Below are 18,037 nucleotides of genomic sequence, written 5' to 3'. Positions count from 1 at the left end.
CGCTTATAATTGAGGGGAAAGCGTAAATACGCCAAACCATTCGTTTTCGTCCGTCCACCAGTCGCTGGTTTCCCAGTAGGACTGGCGGGCCAGGTGCATAAATTTCTCCGGAGTGAACTTCCGGCTGTTTTCTGTATGGATAGTCTCGCCGGCACGCATCGTAAACGTTTCTCCACCAATTGAGAACAGGGAAGGCTTTTCGGCACGTAGATGCATTTCGATCCGTCCGAGCCGTTCGTTGTAAAAAGCCTCATGTGCAAAATGGCTGGTGTTGATGCCGGCGTCAAGCTCGCGGTTCAGGCGGTGAAGCAGATTCTTATTAAAGGAAGCGGTAATGCCTGCCCCGTCGTTGTACGCCCGGTGCAGCACGACCGGATCCTTCTTCAAATCGACACCGATCACCAGGGTGTCCTCCGGCTTCATGTGAGAAGCAAGCTTCTTTAAAAATTCCGAAGCCTCCTTTGGATCCAGGTTTCCAATCGTGGAGCCGAGAAAAAAGACAGCTGTGGGCTGATTTCTTCCGCTGTTTAAAAAAGACATCGTTGTTGTATAGTCTGCACATACGCCCGAGACCTGCATCGCGGGTATGGATTCTTTCACGCGGGCTGCGGTGTCGTGCAGGGCACTAAGCGAAATGTCGACGGGGGTGTAGCTTACTGCCTCCGAAAGGAAAGGAAGCAGGCAGCGGATTTTATCAAAGCTCCCGCTTCCAAGCTCAATAAGGGAGGCCCCTCCAATACTTTCAGCAATTTCTTCCCCGTAGTCTGATAAAACAGATGCTTCGGTCCGGCTTACGTAATATTCCGGCAGCCGGGTGATTTCATTAAACAGCATGCTCCCCCGTTCATCGTAGAAATGTTTGGGGGGAATACTTTTTGGTTCGGCAGCCAGACCGGTGCGAACGTCTTCAGCCAGGGAGGACAGCGAAGGCTTTAAATCCAATACAGTATAATCAGCCATGGCTATTTCTGCACCCCGTCCTTGGCAAGCCGCAGCCCGCTGAACTGCCACCGTTTTTCCGGCGGGAAAAAGTTACGGTAGGTGGAGCGGATATGCGACTGCGGAGTCGCGCATGAACCGCCGCGCAGCACCATTTGGTTACTCATAAATTTTGCATTGTATTCTCCCATGGCTCCCTCCGGCGGACGGTTGCCTGGATACGGGGAATAAGGGCTGCGGGTCCACTCCCACACGTCCCCGTATGCACCCGGAGCCGATTGGAGTGGCTGCGGGTGATAGCTTTCAGATTCAAGAAACGTACCGCCTGCTTCGGAGCTGCGGAAAGCATACTCCCATTCCTGTTCGGTAGGGAGACGGGCTCCGGCCCAGCGGGCATAGGCATCGGCTTCGTAGTAGCTGATATGGGCAATAGGTTCATGAAGGCGCACTTCTTTCAGGCCGTTCATCGTAAAGTAAAACCAGATACCGCCCTGCTTCTGCCAGTAAAGCGGTGCTTTCCAGTCCTGCTCCTGGACGATGCCCCAGCCTTCGGAAAGCCACAGCTCGGGATCTTCGTAGCCGCCGTCTTCAATAAAACGAATATATTCTTCGTTGGTCACCGGTCTTGAGGCGATAGAGAAGGCGTGCAGATAAAATTTATGCTCCGGTCGTTCGTTATCGAAGGAAAAATGCAGATTATCTGTGCCAATAGTCGTTAACTCGTCTTCATAGGCGTGCCATTCCAGCTCGGGGGTCTCTCCCTGTTCAGCAAAAGAATCATTTTCCAGATAGGCAGGACTCAGAGGGTTCATTGAAAAATTGAATTTTGTATCGGTTACTAACAGCTCCTGATGCTGCTGCTCGTGCTGGAGGCCGGTTTCCATTAATTCAGCGATTTCTTCGTTCCACGGGCCTTCTTTAAGAAAACTTTCCATGGCCGCTTCCACATGACGCCTGTATTCCATGGTTTCTTCGGTTGTCGGCCGGGAAATCAAGCCGCGGTACTGCTTAGGAAAAGGCTTTCCCTGTGTTTCATAATAGGAGTTGTACAAGCCGTTGGAGAATTTTGAAAATTCTTCATAATGGTCAGCATACGGTTTGAGAATGAACTGCTCAAAAAACCAGGTCGTGTGGGCCAGATGCCATTTCGCTGGACTGACGTCGGGATGCGCCTGAATCATAAAGTCTTCTGTGTACAACGGTTCGGTCAGCTTCATCGTCTGCTGACGCAGAGACGTAAAACGTTCGGTAAAGTCAGCTTTTGCAGCATGTGCCTTCGCCTGTACGATGGGGTATTCCTCCTCAGGTAAATAGAATGGTACATAATTATATGCACATGAAAGTTAAATACCCGCTTCAAAACAGGGCAAAACAACGCGGACAGGCAGGGAAGCGAAAAAAGGAATGCCCGCGAAGGCATTCCATCAGGCTGATATTTTGTTAAGCTTCTTTCTGAAGCTCTCTTCCGGCGTAGTGATAAACAAGTTCTTCGCTGATTTCCCGCAGCCTTCTTTGATTGGCTGTGGAATAGGAATCACTCGAAGAGCTCGTGATTCCTTTTTTCGTAAAGTATTTACCGGTTACCTGAGAGCCGCGGGCACCTGAAGCAAGCGACACTTCCAGGTCAGCTCCTTCTTCCGGGGAGTCGCCGAACATACTGGTGAACTTGTTCAGCCCACGGTAAAAGGCATTTTTATTATTCAGACCGAACCCGGTGGAAATATTGCCGGGGTGGAGTGCGTTCACTTTAATATTTTCATGGCGGAGCCTCTGGGACAGGTCATACGTATACAGAAGCAATGACAGCTTAGCCAGCCCGTACTGCTTCAGGCCGTTATACTTCTGTTCGCCCTGCAGGTTTTGAAAGTTCATTTTTGATAAGGCGTGGGCAGCGGAGGAAACATTCACAATTCTTCCGTCAGAACTTTCGCGAAGAAGTGGAAGAAGAAGTTCAGTAAGATAAAATACCCCGAGGTAATTCAGGGCAAAGGTGCGCTCAAGATGCTCCTCCGTCCAAACTCTGGAAGAGTAGACGGCACCGGCATTGTTGATCAAAGCATCAAGCTGGCCGTAGTCGCGGGCCACACTCTCTGCGAGTGTCTCGATTTCCTGCAGAAGGGAAAGGTCCGCCTGATAAAAATGAAGCTCCGTATTTCCGGTTTTCTGCTCCAATTCGGTAATCAGCTCTTCGCCTTTCCATTCTTTGCGTCCTACCAGCAATAAGGTATGCCCTTCAGCAGCCAGTTTTTCTGCGACGATTCTGCCTATACCGTTTGTGGCGCCGGTCAGCAGGATAGTTCTTTGTTTCTCTACTTTGTTTTCCATCAATGAAGGCCTCCCTTAATCGTCAAACATAAAGGAGCAGCGTTTCTTAGAAAGAAACGTCTGCTCCGCCGGTACTTTTATTTTCTTGCTCGTACCCAGTTGATTAAACCGCCGCGAAGCATCATATCAACCTGGCGCCTGGACATTTCATGGCGCACGGTGATGGTTTCGTTTTTATTCTTAATAGAAGCTTCAAACGTATTGTGATTCTGTATATTTTCACGCAGATTCTCAAGCACAATAGTATCACCGGCGTCGATTTTCATATAGTCTTCAGTATCTTCAAACGTAATCGGAAGTACGCCGAAGTTCACCAGGTTCTGCCAGTGAATACGGGCGAAGTCCTGGACGAGTGCAACACGCAGCCCGAGATAGCGGGGTGCAAGGGCCGCGTGCTCACGGCTTGATCCCTGGCCGTAGTTGGATCCGCCGACAATAGCGTGCCCGGTCTCATCCTTAATTGCCATTGCCCGGTTGTAATAGTCTTCATCAGTAATTTCAAATGAAAACTTGCTGATTTCCGGAAGGTTACTGCGGTATGGAAGCACGCGGGTTCCACCGGCAAGAATTTCGTCTGTGGAGAAGTTGTCGCCAAGCTTCAGCAGTACTGGCACCTCGATGCGGTCCGGCAGCTCTTCCATTTCCGGAAGGGTGGCAATGTTCGGGCCTTTTTCGATTTTTACATTTTTCGCTTCTTCGTAAGGCAGCGGCTCCTGCAGCAGCCGGAAATCAACGGTTGGCTCATCCGGTTCGCTTACTTTTGGATAATCCATATCAAGAGTCCGCGGATCGGTAATTTCACCGTAAAGTGCAGAAGCAGCAGCTATTTCAGGGCTGCACAGAAAGACGCGGTCTTCCTTCGTGCCGGAGCGTCCCGGGAAGTTCCGCGGGGTCGTCCTCAGGCTGTTTTTGTGGGTGGCCGGAGCCTGCCCCATGCCGATACAGCCGTTACAGCCTGCCTGGTGCAGCCGCCCGCCGGCGCTCAGAAGATTTGCGATATGGCCGTTGGACACAAGGTCTGTCAGCATTTGCCGCGAAGATGGATTAATATCAAAGCTTACATTCTCATGCACAGTTTTCCCTTTGACAATTTCAGAAGCAATTGCAAAATCCCGGTAGCCCGGATTAGCGGATGAACCGATATATGCCTGGAAAATAGGCTCGCCGGCAATTTCCCGGACCGGTACGACGTTGCCAGGGCTCGATGGTTTGGCAATCATCGGCTCGAGAGAGGACAGATCGATTTCTTCGTCGATGTCGTACTGGGCACCGCGGTCAGCTTTCAGCTCTTGCCATTCGTCCTCGCGGTTCTGGCTTGCCATGAAACGCTTCACTTCATCGTCCGATGGGAATACGCTTGCGGTGGCGCCGAGCTCGGCGCCCATGTTCGCGATTACGTGGCGATCCATAGCGCTCAGGTCTTCAAGGCCTGGTCCGTAGTATTCAATGACTTTGTTAGCGCCGGCTTTTACGTCGTGGCGGCGGAGAAGTTCAAGAATAACGTCCTTGGCGCTTACCCAGTCAGGAAGCTTGCCGGTAAGCTTTACTCCCCATACCTGGGGCATTTTAACGAAGAATGGTTCTCCGGCGATTGCCATGGTTACTTCAATGCCGCCTGCCCCCATGGCAAGCATCCCCATACAGCCATTGGCACAGGTGTGGGAGTCCGACCCGAGAAGAGTGCGGCCGGGACGTGCAAGGCGCTGCATGTGTACCGGGTGGCTTACGCCGTTCCCCGGACGGCTGTAATGCATGCCGAAACGTTTTGCCGCTGTCTGAAGAAACAGGTGGTCATCCGGGTTTTTGTTATCCTCCTGAATAATGTTGTGATCTACGTACTGGGCGGAAGCTTCTGTCTGAGCCTGTTCAACCCCCATGGCTTCAAGCTCAAGCATCACCATTGTTCCTGTGGCGTCCTGTGTGAGTGTCTGGTCGATTTTCATTCCAATTTCCTCGCCTGGAGTCATTTCTCCGGAAACGAGGTGCTCTTCAATTAGTTTTTGTGCGACGTTTCGTGCCATAAAAGGCGTCCTCCTTCGTCATAATTCCAATTGTGTTAATTTTTTCTGAATGAAAACATGCTCTTTGTATTTATACCTGTTAAGAAAAATTCGTAAACATACGGGTATCTTTCTTTTCGTGCAATTTTTAATGTGTGATAATATAAAGAGAGATGAAACCATCAGGGGTACGTCTGCGTATAATACTTGTGTAGATGAAAATGAACCGTTAAAAGGAGAGAAAGCCATGGGTAAAAGAATCATGTTGTTTCTATTAACGAACATGATGGTATTGTTAACAATTGTCATCGTGTTTTCGATACTAAGTTTGTTTGGTGTTAACCTGGGTGCTTATGACTACGGCGCCGGTACGTTGAATTTGGTGCCGCTGTTAATTATCAGTGCCGTTATCGGCTTCGCCGGGGCGTTTATTTCACTGGCGATGTCGAGATTTATAGCGAAAAAAGCAATGAACGTCAAAGTAATTGACCCGGATAACCCGGGAAGCCAGGCTGAAAAAATGGTAGTGGAAAAAGTTCACCGTCTCTGCCGGCGCGCAGGGTTGACCCATATGCCGGAGGTTGGGATTTACCAGTCCGCTGAAGTGAACGCGTTTGCGACGGGGCCGACCAAAAAACGGTCGCTTGTTTCCGTTTCAACCGGGCTGCTTCAATCGATGGACGATGACGCTGTGGAAGGCGTTATTGCCCATGAGGTTGCCCACGTGGCAAACGGCGATATGATCACCATGACCCTGCTGCAGGGAATCGTGAACACGTTTGTGGTGTTCCTGGCACGGGTCGTAGCCTTTGCGGTATCGAGATTTGTAAACGAAAATATGCGCCCGATTATTCATTTTCTGGCGATTATTGTATTTCAAATTCTCTTTTCGATTCTCGGAAGCATCGTCGTGGCTGCCTACTCCCGTTACCGTGAGTACCACGCCGACCGCGGAGGGGCAGACCTTGCCGGAAAAGACAAAATGGCTCACGCTCTCCGCTCTCTGCAAAATTATGTGGACCGGGTGGATACGGAACAGTCATCCATGCAGACGCTGAAAATCAACAACAAGCCGTCAGCTGCTGCGATGCTTTTTTCATCGCACCCGCCGCTTGAAGACCGGATCCGTCGTTTAGAACAAAGCTGAATATAAGTACTTCCCGGATGCGCGTACCGCGTCCGGGTTTTTTGTGCCTGGCTGAAGAAGAAAGAAACAAATATTACCCGGGAAATATAAAATTGACACAAAAACGTAAATGATATCGTTCGAATTTGGCTTTATATCATGATATAAAGAATAGAGTGATCTATTTATTGAAAGGAGAAGTCCTATGAAATATCGAATTTTTGGTCTTCTCGCGGTTTTATTTTTCATTGCATCCCCTTATCAGGCGGTTGCAGCACCTACGCTGGAATCCTCAAGCCCTGAAGATGGAGATTCTGTTTTAGAAGTTCCTGAACGCCTCGAGCTTACTTTTGATACAGAGATTGACCGTGTGGAGGATATGTATCTGCTTGTAGAAACGGGAGATGAGATAGAAATGTCTGATCCCGAAATTAGTGATGATGGCCGTACTGTAGTTTCATACATGGAAACTGTACTGGAAAACGGAAACTATGTGTTGAATTACAGTGTAACGGGTGCTGACGGAGAAACGGTGCAGGGGGGCACCAATTTTAGTCTGAATAGCAATCAGCCCTTCGAAGAAAGACAGCAGGAATTAGAAGAACGCAGCGGAGAAAGCTCTCTTTCTGATGCAGATAGGGAGGCTGCGGAGGAAGCAGAAGAAGCTGGACCTAATATTCCTGGTATGGTGGCCATGGGAGTTCTTGGTCTGGCAATCGTTTCCGCGTTTACTATCATTTTATGGAAAAACAGAGAGCACAAAAAATAACAGCGGACAGCTTCGAGCCCCTTCGAAGCTGTTTTTTTGTTTATGCATGGAAAAATTTCAATGGCTTAAGCCGTTCTTGTTTGCCAGGGGGGCACCGTTGTCCGCTATAATAGGTGGGGAGAGAGGACGGAGATGCAGATGAGAGAGCAGCAGACAGGCATTGCAGCAGGAATGGCGGCTTATGTACTTTGGGGATTTCTTCCGCTTTACTGGAAGCTTTTTAATGATGTTCCGGCGATCGATGTGCTCGCCCACCGGGTGATCTGGTCGTTTTTGTTCATGTCTGTACTTATTGTGCTGATCGGGCGTTCTAAAGGAGTGTGGAATGAAATAACGCATGCTTTTCATTCCGTGAAAACGACGGCAGCCATCACGGGGGCTGCTTTATTGATTACGATCAACTGGTTCACCTTTATTTTTGCGGTGAATGGAGACCACGTGATCCAGGCGAGTCTTGGCTACTATATTAACCCGCTCGTAAACGTAGCTCTGGCGACGGTATTTTTAAAAGAGCGGCTGGCACGCATGGAAATAGCCGCTGTAGTGCTCGCATTTATCGGTGTATTCGTGCTGACGATTTCCTACGGGCAGTTTCCGTGGGCTTCTATTATTCTGGCGTTATCCTTTGGGTGCTATGGTATTATTAAAAAAACTGTAGCGCTCGGGGCATGGGCAGGTCTGACCCTGGAGTCGTTTCTGGCAGCTCCATTTGCCCTGGTTTTTTTAATGTTCTTTTCGGGCGAAACGGCTTCCACCTATGATTCAGGCACATGGACACTGCTCTTCGGGGCAGGCGCAGCTACGGCCGTTCCATTACTGTTGTTTGCTTCCGGGGCACGGAAGATCAGCTATTCCCTGCTTGGCTTTCTGCAGTATATTGCGCCGACGATTATGCTGGTGCTGGGTGTTTTTTTATTTAGGGAGCCTTTTTCCCTCCAGCAGTTTACGGCCTTTTTGATTGTTTGGGCGGGACTGACACTGTTTACCGTTTCCCGGACGCGTATTCATATGCAGAGGAAGAAAACAGAAGCAGCTATAAATAATTGAAGAAAAGGAGAGAAAGCATGGACGAGCGATATTCAAGACAGCAGCTGTTTTCGCCGATCGGTGAAGCGGGCCAGAAAAAGTTAAGCGAAAGCTCTGTGACGATTGTCGGTGCAGGGGCGCTCGGAGCTTCGGCAGCGGAGATGCTTGTACGCGCCGGTGTTGGAACGGTGACAATCGCAGACCGTGATTACGTAGAGTACAGCAACCTGCAGCGTCAGCAGCTGTATACGGAAAAGGACGCCGCAGAGCAGATGCCTAAAGCAGCGGCGGCAGAAAAGCGGCTGCGCGAAATTAACTCCGGGGTTCATGTGCACGGGGAAGTAGTGGATGTGGATTTTACCTGGATCGAAGCAAGGGCTGCTGAGACAGATCTTATCATTGACGGCACGGACAATTTTGATACCCGGCTGCTGATTAACGATGCGGCGAGAAAATACCGTAAGCCCTGGGTTTACGGAGCCTGTGTCGGAAGCATCGGCATGGTCCATCCGTTTCTTCCGGGAGAGCGCCCCTGCTTCCGCTGCGTATGGAAAAAGATCCCTTCGCAGGGACAGACGTGCGACACAGTAGGGGTGATCGCTCCGGCTGTGCAGTCAGTGGCGGCAAAGCAGACAGCCGCGGCTTTAAAAATACTGGTCGGGGACGGGGAAAGTCTCCCGGTAACCCTGGATTATTTTGATCTTTGGAATCAGCAGCAGTTTTCCATCGGCCTGCAGAGCAGCAAAGACCCGGGATGCCTGTCATGCGGTGAAAAAGCGGAGTACCCGGCGTTAACATATGAACATTCAAATAAAACGAGCGTACTTTGCGGCAGGGACACGGTACAGATCCGGCCGGGTGAAAGCAAACAGCTGAACTTTGAGCGACTGGAGCGCGATTGGGAGAGCCGGAACTGGAGTGTACGCAAAAATCCTTATCTGTTGTCGGTACAGACTGAAACGCGGCGCATCGTTTTATTTCAGGATGGGCGGGCGCTCATTCACGGTACGAGCGATGTCCAGGAGGCCAAGCGGTGGTACGCCCAGCTGCTCGGGTAAACTGAAAACAATCCATCGATGGGAGATGACGGACAATATGAACTGGAAACCCTTCGTGGCAGCAGGAACCGGAATTTTTCTTCTTCAGGCCTGCAGCGGCAGCGGTCCGCAGGCAGAACAGAACGAAGAGCAGGCCGAGCTGACGATTTCAGCGGCAGCCAGTCTGCAGGACGCCCTTACCGAGGTGCAAAAAAGCTTCGCCAATGAGCATCCGGATATTTCATTGGCCTTTAACTACGGCGGATCAGGAACACTAAAGCAGCAGATTGAGCGCGGCGGTCCGGCAGACGTCTTTTTGTCAGCCTCCGCTTCGCACTATAACGATCTTGAAGAGGAAAATATAATGGTGGAAGCAGCGGAACCTGCCTTTGCGGAAAATGCGCTGGTGGCGGTGGTGCCTAAAGACAGTGCGGCGGAGGAACTTCAGAGCGTGCTTGATGGGAGCGGCCGGATAGCGGTGGCGACGCCGGAAGCAGCACCCGCCGGAAGATATACCCGGGAAGCACTCACTTCCATGGAGGAATGGGAGAGCGTGCAGGAGCGGATAGTCTTTGCTAAGGATGTGCGGCACACGTTAACACTTGTCGAAAGAGGCAATGCAGCGGTCGGCTTTGTGTATGCCTCGGATGCGCATGGAGCCGAGGTCCGGGTTCTTGAAGAAATTGATCCTTCCCTGTACTCTCCCATTCATTATTACGGCGGGGCTGTAGCGGGGAACGGGAATGAAGAAGAAAGCCGGGAGTTTATGAAATATCTGCAAAGCAGCGAAGCCCAGAACATATTGCGCTCGCACGGCTTTTCAGATCCGGAATAAAAGGAGCGTGCGAGCCTGATGTTTTGGTTTCCAATACAGTTATCTCTGCTGACCGCAAGCATTGCAGCAGTCCTTGTTTTCATTGCCGGTGCGATGCTCGGAAGAGTTTTTGCCGTCAGAAATTTCCGGGGGAAGCTGGCGGCGGAAACGTGCCTGATGCTTCCGCTCGTGCTGCCGCCGTCAGTTACCGGCTTTTTACTTATCATCGCTTTTGGAACAAACAGCTGGATCGGCAGCGTGTATGAACAAGTGTTTCAAAATTCGATTATTTTCACGCCGGTCGCAGCTGTTGTTGCCGCTGCGGTCGTTGCGTTTCCTTTAATGTTTCAGTCGGCAAAAACCGGCTACGGTTCAATTGACCCCAATATTGAATCCGCTGCAAGAGTTGACGGGGCAGGAGAGTGGCGTGTGTTTATAAATATTGCTGTGCCTCTCGCAGGCCGGGCGCTTATGACAGGATTTGTGCTCAGTTTTACGAGAGCTCTGGGGGAATTCGGGGCTACCCTGATGTTTGCCGGGAATATTCCCGGTGTTACACAAACGATGCCGACGGCCATCTACGTGGCCATTGAGTCGAATCAAATGAACCTTGCGTATACGTACGTCGGCATCAGTATATTTGTTTCCTTTCTGCTGCTCGGTTTAACTTACCTTTTAAACCGGGAACGTTAAATATTAATCGCTCGTTTCCCGGTGATAGTCACCGCTTTTGCCTCCGGTTTTTTCAAGCAGATATGTCGGTCCGATGACCATCCCCTTATCGAGTGCTTTGCACATATCATATACGGTCAAAGCAGCGGCGGATGCTGCAGTCAGCGCTTCCATTTCGACACCGGTGCTTCCCTTCGTTTTAACAAACGCTTCAATAAACAGTTCATACGCTTCTTCTGTTTTCCAGTAAAAGCTGATGTCTACGTTACTTAAAGGGAGTGGGTGGCACATTGGAATAAGCGTGGATGTCTGTTTGGCGCCGGTGATTCCTGCAATTTGGGCGACGGCGAGCACATCGCCTTTTTTAATATCTCCCTGCGTCACCGCGCGGTAGACTTCTTCTGGAACGCGTATGCTTGACCCTGCCAGGGCGCTTCTGCTCGTCACCGGCTTATCGGAGACGTCCACCATTCTGGCCCGGCCCTGTTCGTTAAAATGCGTAAATTCTGACATGGTAAATGTCCCTCCTGGATATGGTATTGACCGATTATAGCACGGATACATACATTCAAATATAACAAAGGAGCATCGATATGGTTGAAAAACGTACGCCTGTACCTGTAAAAGAAGCAATTGAGCGAGTAATGGAGAATGTCGAAGAAGGAGGCGTGGAGGAGGTCTCCATCCAGGAATCCTACGGCCGCCGGCTGGCAGAGACGATCACGGCCGCTCATCCGGTCCCGCCGTTTGACCGTTCCCCCTATGACGGATTTGCGATACGCTCGGCGGATTCCCGCGGAGCTTCCCGGGAGCAGCCGGTTACCTTTCAGGTAGTTGAGGAAATCGGCGCTGGTTTTGTGTCAAAAAAAGAACTTAAGCCTTTGCAGGCGGTACGCATCATGACCGGGGCAAAAATTCCGGAGCAGTGCGATGCCGTCGTCATGCTCGAGCTTGCCCAGGAGGGTCATGACGGCACGTACCCGCTCATGACGATCAAGCGCGAGTTTGAACAGCATCAAAACATTTCCTTTGAAGGGGAAGATACGGAGGCAGGCGCCGAACTCGTTCCGGCGGGCACGTGGATTGACCCCGGCGTCACGGCCCTGCTTGCGACATTTGGCTACGCCACGGTGAAGGTGGCTAAAAAGCCGGTCGTCGGCGTGTTTGCGACAGGCACGGAGCTGCTGGACGTCTCTGATGATCTGGAGCCGGGCAAAATACGAAACAGTAATGCCTACATGATGATTGCCCAGCTGCAGCGCGCCGGGGCAGAGCCTGTATACTACGGCAAGCTGAAGGATGAACTGGGTCCCTGCTACGAGGCGGTGCGTCAGGCGGCCGAGGAAACGGACATGGTCATTACGACCGGAGGGGTGTCGGTCGGGGACTATGATCTGCTCCCGGACGTTTACGAACGGCTCGGCGCAGACGTGTTCTTTAATAAAGTGGCAATGCGTCCAGGCAGCGTAACGACCGTCGCCAGCTGGGATGGTACGCTGCTGTTTGGCCTTTCAGGAAATCCGTCCGCCTGCTACATGGGCTTTGAGCTTTTCGTGCGGCCGGTGATTCAGGCCGTGATGCATTCTGCGCACCCGCACCATACGATGGTAAAGGCGGAGCTTGCAGCGGATTTCTCCAAGCCGAACCCGTTCACCCGTTTTGTGCGAGGCAGCTGCCGCGCAGAAGGGGATCGTTTATTTGCAGAGCCGGGAGGCTTTAATAAGTCGAGCGCGGTAACCTCCCTGGCCGGTGCCAATGCGTGTATCGTTCTTCCCGGGGGAAGCCGCGGATATCAGCAGGGGGACGTGGTCGACGTCATGCTGCTTGAAGATAACGAAGGCCAGAAAGAGCCGCTCTCATGACCACCCCGGTACTGCAGGTAACGGGGTTTAAAGAAAGTGGGAAAACGACCCTGCTTAAACGCTGGACGGCGCTTGGCAAGACAAACGGCTGGAGGGTGGGCGTATTAAAGCATCACGGCCACCGGAGCGTGCCGCTTCAGCCGGAGGGAGTCGACAGCCTGGAGCTGAAGGATGCTGGCGCCGTGGTTTCCGGTGTGGAAGGCGCTGGAGTCTTTCAGTTCCTCGCGGATATGGAGGAGCCGGACCTTTCCACGCTGCTGAATATTTATCAACAGCTGCCGCTTGATGTTATTCTTATAGAAGGATACAAAAAAGCACCGCATCCTAAAGTCCTTCTGCTCCGAAGCATAGAAGATAAAGTATCCCTTGAGGATCTTGATAATATTCAAACAGCATTTGGTCCTGGAGAAGAAGTGAATCATTTTCAGGATACTGAAAAAACAGATGAATGGTTTGAACAATACATGAGGAGTATACTATGAAGAAACGATTTTTTGTGACATCAGAACCGCTGTCTGTGGAAGAGCTTGCTGCTGAGGTCACGCGTCCGGAAGCAGGAGCCGTGGTGCAGTTTATCGGCACGGTCCGGGAATTTACCCAAGGCCGCCGGACCGTCTATCTGGAATACGAGGCGTATCATTCGATGGCGGAAAAGCAGCTCGAGGCGATCGGCCGGGAAGTGAAGGAACGCTGGCCGGATGCTGAATCAGCCGTGGGTCACCGCACCGGCGAACTGAAGATCTCGGACGCGGCAGTCGTCATTGCTGTTTCGACACCGCACCGGAAAGACGCTTATGAAGCGAATGAATATATTATTGAGCGCATCAAACAAATTGTGCCCATCTGGAAAAAAGAACACTGGGAAGACGGCGAGCAGTGGGTGGGAGACCAGCTTGAACAAACGCGGTACCCAGACGGGGCCCCGGGAGGTGGAAATAGTGATTAATGTGTTATGCTTTGCCCACATGAAAGACATTTTTGGCGGAGAAAAGCTTACCATTAACAGTGGTGGCATAGCTACTGTGGAGGATGTGCTTGAGTATCTGAAAGCCACGTATGATGCTGATATCAGCGGCATTATGACCGCTGTGAATGAAGAATTTGCTGAAGAAAGCACGCCGGTCGGCCAGGGGGACACAGTAGCCCTGATTCCACCGGTCAGCGGAGGATAATACTGTGGCAGATGGAATCATTCTTACCGGAGGCATGTCGGAGCGGTTTGGTTCTCCAAAAGCCTTTGCCGTCTGGAAAGAAAGCTATTTTTATGAACGGGCCGTCCACGCCCTTCAGACTGAAGTGAAAACCATCTGGCTGATTTCTCATCCGTCGTTTGCCGGGAGAATACAAGCCGGCGAGCAGGTGAAGGTCAGGGAAGATCTTCCACCTCATAAAGAAAAGGGACCGCTGGCCGGCCTTTTCACCGGACTTTCCTACACAGAGGAAGAATGGGTGTTTATGCTTCCGGTGGATATGCCGCTTATTACTGCGGAAGAAGTGCGTTTTCTGTCATCTTATATTACCCCGGAAACAGATGCGGTCATCCCGGAGGTTGGGGGAAGACTGGCACCGGCGTGTGGGTGGTTCCGCGCAGATCTGCTTTCAAAAGCAGAAGCCCAGCTCGAATCCGGGGATTACCGGATGAAAAATGTATTCAGCGGTAAGGAAAGAGTCGTAGACGTCAATCAGGCGTACTGTCGCCCCGAAGCATTTGAAAATATTAATACTGTCCGGCAGCTCGAGGAGTTAAACAGAAAGGTAAAATAGAGAGAGGGGGAATACAATGACCAATGTAACTGACCAGTTAAACCGTCCCCTTCGTGACTTGCGTATTTCCGTGATAGATCAATGCAACTTCCGGTGCACCTACTGCATGCCGGCGGAAATTTTCGGCCCGGATTTTGAATTTATGGGTCAGGACGAGCGGCTCTCCTTCGATGAAATTGTCCGGGTGTCGCGCCTGTTTGCCGGTCTTGGTGTGGAAAAGCTGCGTTTGACCGGAGGAGAACCACTGCTTCGTAAAAACATGCCTGAACTGATCCGTCGTCTGACGGAAATCGAAGGCATTAAAGATATCGCTTTGACTACAAACGGGGTCATGCTGCCCGCCCAGGCTGAAAAATTGAAGGCCGCCGGGCTGCAGCGGGTGAACATCAGCCTTGATGCACTCGATGATGAAGTGTTCGCAAGCATCAACGGCAGAAAAACTGGCTCAAAGCCTGTGTTAAAAGGCATTGAAGCAGCAAAAAAAGCAGGCCTTACTGTAAAGGTGAACACCGTAGTCAAAAAAGGGATGAACGAGGAACAGATTCTTCCCATGGCTATGTATTTTAAACAGCGCGGTGTCAATCTGCGCTTTATCGAGTTTATGGATGTGGGGAGCACCAACGGATGGAACTTCGGGTCAGTGGTGACGAAAAAAGATATTATCGACACGATTCACCAGACGTTTCCGATTGAGCCCGTGGATCCGGGCTATTACGGTGAAGTGGCTGACCGTTACCGTTATAAGGACGGCAGCGGCGAAGTCGGCGTTATTTCGTCTGTTACGGAATCGTTCTGCTCTACGTGCACACGGGCGCGGATCTCTGCGGATGGAAAGCTGTTTACGTGCCTGTTTGCCACCGAAGGATACGATTTACGGAATCAGCTCCGTTCCGAGGACTCAGATGAAACGATATTTGATAATATTGCCGGCATATGGGGCAGACGGACAGACCGTTACTCGGAAGAGCGGACCGAAGAAACGGCGCGCAACCGTAAGCGGATTGAAATGTCCTATATTGGGGGATAATAGGAAGAAAAGAGGAAGCCTGAAAAAGGCTTCTTTTTTTAAGAGAAAAATAAAGGAGGGGACTTCTATGGCGACAGAAGAACATAAAGAGCAGGCAGAGAAAAAGATTCAATGTGCTGTTATTACCGTGAGTGACACGAGAACCGAAGAAACGGATAAAAGCGGCAGACGTATTCATGAGCTGCTCGAATCCCACGGCCACGAGGTTTGTTTTTATTCAATAGTTACAGACGAACAGGCATCAATCACCAATTGTCTGAACGAAGCGCTCGTCCATCCTGAGGCAGAAGCAGTGCTGATTAACGGAGGGACAGGAATTGCCGACCGGGATATTACTATCGAAACTGTAGAGCCCAGATTTGATAAAGCAATTGTCGGGTTTGGCGAACTGTTCCGCTACCTGAGTTATGTGGAAGATATCGGGTCTTCGGCGATTTTATCGAGAGCTGCCGCCGGCATTATCGATCACAAGCCGGTGTTTACCATGCCAGGCTCCTCCGGGGCTGTAAAGCTTGCGATGGAAAAACTGATTATTCCTGAGCTGCCTCACGTGGTTTGGGAGGCTACAAAACAGCGCGATCTGTAAGGGAAACAAAAAATAAGAGGGGTGCTTGTGTGAAAGAACCAAGTTTAGAGGAAATCCGGGCATCGGAAAAAGAATATCATCGCCAGTACTACAAGCAGCACGGTTTATTTGAACAAGGCACGTGGATGAAAAAGCCTGCTTCCCGTATTATTAATGCCCTGGGCCGAATTCGAAAAGGGGAAGACGTCCGGCTGCTTGACCTTGGCTGCGGGATCGGCCGTAACAGCATACCGGCCGCCAGGCAGTTCCAGGAGCAGGGCTGTGAGGTTACGTGCGTGGACTTTTTGGACGAAGCCATCACCCAGTTAATGGAGTACGCCGGGGAATACGGCGTCGAACAAGAGATTAAACCGGTAAAAAAGGCAATAGAAGAGTACACCCCGGAAGAGGCGTATTTTGACGGCATTATAGCAGTTTCAAGCATCGAACACGTGCCCGATGAAAACACCTTCTGGAATTTAATCGATAAACTCCAGAAAGGCACGGCCGAGGGCGGGGTGCATGCGTTTTTGATGAACACCGGGATTCATGAGACAGACGCGGAGACGAACGAGGAGCTTCCGGCAAAAATGGAAGTGAATTTCGATACAGAAGATATTATTCAAAAGCTTGCCCGCCGGTACGAAGGCTGGACAGTGCATAAGCTTGAGAGTGAAGCACAGTCATTTTCGACGTACCGGGAAGACCGGAAAGTGCTTATTAACTCAAATATGCTGCTGCTTGAAGCAGTAAAAGAACGGGCCTGACGGCTCGTTCTTTCTGATGTGCAGAGAAGGCAGAGAATTCCCGGGCTTATATGGAATAAAAATAAGGTGTAATCTTGTACGCAGGCATGCGGTAATTTTGTCCTAAAACAGCCTTTCGCAGGTTGAAAATTGGCAGGCGTTAGGATACGATGATAAAGGTTCTAGGCAACAGGCGCATAGAAGTGAACGTTTTATGACATATTTGTGTTTAAAAATCGTCAATTTTGAAATTTTGCCGGAGAAAAAATGACGAGAGGCATAAAAATTTGCTACGATAATGGTGCGCTCTGCATATGAACGGAATGAACCGTGGCTGATGGAGAGAGGGGTTATTCATCACAGAAGTCGGTAATAAAAAGGAAGGAGCGTGAAGCGCTTGAAAAACTTAGTTTCCTGGTTCAAACGACTGTTTATGGTACCAGGGTTGTTTGCTTTGCTGCTCGTCGCCAGCGGCTGCAGCGGTATTACAGTTTTGGATCCTAAAGGTCCGGTAGCCAGAACCCAGCAGGAACTCATCATTTTTTCTATTACACTGATGTCTGTCATTATCATTGTTGTTTTTGTGCTATTTTTCTACATGATTATCCGGTTTAGGGAACGTCCAAACTGGACAGATAAGGATTATGACCCTCACCAGCACGGAAACACCACGCTCGAGATTATTTGGACGGTCATTCCATTTATTATTGTAGCAGCTCTTTCAGTACCTACAGTAACCTCCTTGTATGCACTGGAGGAACCACCCGAAGGCTCAGATCAGGAGCCGTTAGTCATTCACGCGGATACATCCAACTGGAAATGGTATTTCAGTTATCCGGAGCAAAACATTGAAACGGTTAACTACTTACACATACCGGAAGACCGGCCAATTGAATTCAAGCTGTCGGGTGCTGACTCGATGACAGCACTTTGGATACCGGCGCTTGGAGGCCAGAAATACAACATGGCCGGCATGCAGAATACACTGTATCTGGAGGCAGAGGAACAAGGTGAATTTGCAGGCCGTAACGCGAACTATAACGGATCCGGGTTTGCAGAGCATACATTCACTGTTACTTCTGAAAGTGAAGAAGATTTCAACGAGTGGGTGAGCGACATTCAAAATAACGCTCCTGAGCTGACCAAAGAACGTTTTGACCAGTACCTGGAGCCTGGCCTTGCTGACGAGGCTGAATATTCGAGCACGCATTTAGAGTACGTTGATTTTGGTGAAAATGACGGAAGAAGCTATATCACAGATCTCTACAGCGGAGACCTGGGCGAAGACGTACACCTTTACGGTGGCGAAGGCGGCCCTTGGGAAGAAGAATAAACACCCTTAGCATGATAAATATAGAAAGCAGG

The 18,037-nt window shown here is 50.5% G+C and carries 20 protein-coding genes; 15 read left to right on the top strand and 5 right to left on the bottom strand.

Annotated features, from left to right (window positions below):
• Positions 1–3 precede the first annotated feature (3 nt).
• From egtD to BLV22_RS06045, 4 genes are all read right to left on the bottom strand, one after another.
• Positions 4–960: an L-histidine N(alpha)-methyltransferase gene (gene egtD, locus BLV22_RS06060; RefSeq protein WP_091612619.1), complete on the bottom strand. Its 957-nt coding sequence runs from the start codon at positions 958–960 to the stop codon at positions 4–6.
• Positions 961–962: 2 nt separating this feature from the next.
• A complete protein-coding gene (gene egtB, locus BLV22_RS06055; protein WP_281241100.1) occupies positions 963–2,228 on the bottom strand; it encodes an ergothioneine biosynthesis protein EgtB in 1,266 nt (421 codons plus the stop codon).
• 151 nt (positions 2,229–2,379) lie between these two features.
• Positions 2,380–3,264, bottom strand: coding sequence for an SDR family NAD(P)-dependent oxidoreductase (locus BLV22_RS06050; RefSeq protein WP_091612613.1), 885 nt, complete (start codon positions 3,262–3,264; stop codon positions 2,380–2,382).
• 77 nt (positions 3,265–3,341) lie between these two features.
• Positions 3,342–5,285 (bottom strand): aconitate hydratase, encoded by a 1,944-nt coding sequence (locus tag BLV22_RS06045; protein WP_091612610.1) that lies wholly within the window; start codon positions 5,283–5,285, stop codon positions 3,342–3,344.
• 226 nt (positions 5,286–5,511) lie between these two features.
• Between BLV22_RS06045 and htpX the strand changes: the two genes are divergently transcribed.
• From htpX to modB, 6 genes are all read left to right on the top strand, one after another.
• Positions 5,512–6,411: a protease HtpX gene (gene htpX / locus BLV22_RS06040; protein WP_091612608.1), complete on the top strand. Its 900-nt coding sequence runs from the start codon at positions 5,512–5,514 to the stop codon at positions 6,409–6,411.
• 184 nt (positions 6,412–6,595) lie between these two features.
• Positions 6,596–7,159, top strand: coding sequence for a copper resistance CopC family protein (locus BLV22_RS06035; RefSeq protein ID WP_091612605.1), 564 nt, complete (start codon positions 6,596–6,598; stop codon positions 7,157–7,159).
• A gap of 132 nt (positions 7,160–7,291) precedes the next feature.
• On the top strand, positions 7,292–8,206 hold the full coding sequence (rarD, locus tag BLV22_RS06030) for an EamA family transporter RarD (protein ID WP_091612602.1): 915 nt from the start codon (positions 7,292–7,294) through the stop codon (positions 8,204–8,206).
• A gap of 17 nt (positions 8,207–8,223) precedes the next feature.
• A complete protein-coding gene (locus tag BLV22_RS06025; RefSeq protein WP_091612600.1) occupies positions 8,224–9,243 on the top strand; it encodes a ThiF family adenylyltransferase in 1,020 nt (339 codons plus the stop codon).
• Between the two features lie 37 nt (positions 9,244–9,280).
• The gene (gene modA / locus BLV22_RS06020; protein ID WP_176967678.1) at positions 9,281–10,057 is read left to right on the top strand and encodes a molybdate ABC transporter substrate-binding protein; all 777 of its coding nucleotides are present in this window, start codon (positions 9,281–9,283) and stop codon (positions 10,055–10,057) included.
• An 18-nt stretch (positions 10,058–10,075) separates the two neighbouring features.
• Entirely contained in the window at positions 10,076–10,729 is a 654-nt protein-coding gene (modB, locus tag BLV22_RS06015) for a molybdate ABC transporter permease subunit (protein WP_091612594.1), read from the top strand.
• 3 nt (positions 10,730–10,732) lie between these two features.
• On the opposite strand, the gene moaC is transcribed toward modB, so the two are convergent.
• Complete coding sequence (gene moaC, locus BLV22_RS06010; protein WP_091612591.1) at positions 10,733–11,221, bottom strand: cyclic pyranopterin monophosphate synthase MoaC; 489 nt, start codon at positions 11,219–11,221, stop codon at positions 10,733–10,735.
• Between the two features lie 80 nt (positions 11,222–11,301).
• On the opposite strand from moaC, the gene BLV22_RS06005 reads away from it, so the two are divergent.
• The 9 genes from BLV22_RS06005 to qoxA all read left to right on the top strand — a co-directional run bounded on the left by BLV22_RS06005 (position 11,302) and on the right by qoxA (position 18,005).
• A complete protein-coding gene (locus BLV22_RS06005; protein ID WP_091612588.1) occupies positions 11,302–12,570 on the top strand; it encodes a molybdopterin molybdotransferase MoeA in 1,269 nt (422 codons plus the stop codon).
• On the top strand, positions 12,567–13,052 hold the full coding sequence (mobB, locus tag BLV22_RS06000) for a molybdopterin-guanine dinucleotide biosynthesis protein B (protein WP_091612585.1): 486 nt from the start codon (positions 12,567–12,569) through the stop codon (positions 13,050–13,052). The genes BLV22_RS06005 and mobB overlap by 4 nt, the downstream gene beginning before the upstream one ends.
• Positions 13,049–13,516, top strand: a complete 468-nt coding sequence (locus tag BLV22_RS05995; protein WP_091612582.1) for a molybdenum cofactor biosynthesis protein MoaE — start codon at positions 13,049–13,051, stop codon at positions 13,514–13,516. The genes mobB and BLV22_RS05995 overlap by 4 nt, the downstream gene beginning before the upstream one ends.
• A complete protein-coding gene (locus BLV22_RS05990; protein ID WP_091612579.1) occupies positions 13,509–13,742 on the top strand; it encodes a MoaD/ThiS family protein in 234 nt (77 codons plus the stop codon). Before BLV22_RS05995 ends, BLV22_RS05990 begins: the two co-directional genes overlap by 8 nt.
• 4 nt (positions 13,743–13,746) lie before the next feature.
• Positions 13,747–14,334 carry a molybdenum cofactor guanylyltransferase gene (locus tag BLV22_RS05985; protein ID WP_091612576.1) on the top strand — a complete coding sequence of 196 codons (588 nt, stop codon included), beginning with the start codon at positions 13,747–13,749 and terminating at the stop codon, positions 14,332–14,334.
• Between the two features lie 16 nt (positions 14,335–14,350).
• Positions 14,351–15,361 (top strand): GTP 3',8-cyclase MoaA, encoded by a 1,011-nt coding sequence (gene moaA, locus BLV22_RS05980; RefSeq protein WP_091612574.1) that lies wholly within the window; start codon positions 14,351–14,353, stop codon positions 15,359–15,361.
• 67 nt (positions 15,362–15,428) lie between these two features.
• Positions 15,429–15,947, top strand: coding sequence for a MogA/MoaB family molybdenum cofactor biosynthesis protein (locus BLV22_RS05975; RefSeq protein WP_091612571.1), 519 nt, complete (start codon positions 15,429–15,431; stop codon positions 15,945–15,947).
• A gap of 29 nt (positions 15,948–15,976) precedes the next feature.
• The gene (locus BLV22_RS05970) at positions 15,977–16,693 is read left to right on the top strand and encodes a class I SAM-dependent methyltransferase (RefSeq protein WP_091612568.1); all 717 of its coding nucleotides are present in this window, start codon (positions 15,977–15,979) and stop codon (positions 16,691–16,693) included.
• Positions 16,694–17,069: 376 nt separating this feature from the next.
• Positions 17,070–18,005 carry a cytochrome aa3 quinol oxidase subunit II gene (gene qoxA / locus BLV22_RS05965; protein WP_425433789.1) on the top strand — a complete coding sequence of 312 codons (936 nt, stop codon included), beginning with the start codon at positions 17,070–17,072 and terminating at the stop codon, positions 18,003–18,005.
• Positions 18,006–18,037 lie beyond the last annotated feature (32 nt).

It is taken from the genome of Marinococcus luteus (assembly GCF_900106595.1).
GTDB lineage: Bacteria > Bacillota > Bacilli > Bacillales > Marinococcaceae > Marinococcus > Marinococcus luteus.
The sequence above is the reverse complement of the archived record's forward strand: the minus strand, read 5'-3'. Positions and strand labels throughout refer to the sequence as shown.

Bases quoted from the DNA above. Each gene is read 5' to 3' on its own strand.
- egtD (WP_091612619.1), bottom strand. From the start codon at position 960: ATGGCTGATTATACTGTATTGGATTTAAAGCCTTCGCTGTCCTCCCTG.
- BLV22_RS06050 (WP_091612613.1), bottom strand. From the start codon at position 3,264: ATGGAAAACAAAGTAGAGAAACAAAGAACTATCCTGCTGACCGGCGCC.
- BLV22_RS06045 (WP_091612610.1), bottom strand. From the start codon at position 5,285: ATGGCACGAAACGTCGCACAAAAACTAATTGAAGAGCACCTCGTTTCC.
- htpX (WP_091612608.1), top strand. From the start codon at position 5,512: ATGGGTAAAAGAATCATGTTGTTTCTATTAACGAACATGATGGTATTG.
- BLV22_RS06035 (WP_091612605.1), top strand. From the start codon at position 6,596: ATGAAATATCGAATTTTTGGTCTTCTCGCGGTTTTATTTTTCATTGCA.
- rarD (WP_091612602.1), top strand. From the start codon at position 7,292: ATGCAGATGAGAGAGCAGCAGACAGGCATTGCAGCAGGAATGGCGGCT.
- BLV22_RS06025 (WP_091612600.1), top strand. From the start codon at position 8,224: ATGGACGAGCGATATTCAAGACAGCAGCTGTTTTCGCCGATCGGTGAA.
- modA (WP_176967678.1), top strand. From the start codon at position 9,281: ATGAACTGGAAACCCTTCGTGGCAGCAGGAACCGGAATTTTTCTTCTT.
- modB (WP_091612594.1), top strand. From the start codon at position 10,076: ATGTTTTGGTTTCCAATACAGTTATCTCTGCTGACCGCAAGCATTGCA.
- moaC (WP_091612591.1), bottom strand. From the start codon at position 11,221: ATGTCAGAATTTACGCATTTTAACGAACAGGGCCGGGCCAGAATGGTG.
- BLV22_RS06005 (WP_091612588.1), top strand. From the start codon at position 11,302: ATGGTTGAAAAACGTACGCCTGTACCTGTAAAAGAAGCAATTGAGCGA.
- mobB (WP_091612585.1), top strand. From the start codon at position 12,567: ATGACCACCCCGGTACTGCAGGTAACGGGGTTTAAAGAAAGTGGGAAA.
- BLV22_RS05995 (WP_091612582.1), top strand. From the start codon at position 13,049: ATGAAGAAACGATTTTTTGTGACATCAGAACCGCTGTCTGTGGAAGAG.
- moaA (WP_091612574.1), top strand. From the start codon at position 14,351: ATGACCAATGTAACTGACCAGTTAAACCGTCCCCTTCGTGACTTGCGT.
- BLV22_RS05975 (WP_091612571.1), top strand. From the start codon at position 15,429: ATGGCGACAGAAGAACATAAAGAGCAGGCAGAGAAAAAGATTCAATGT.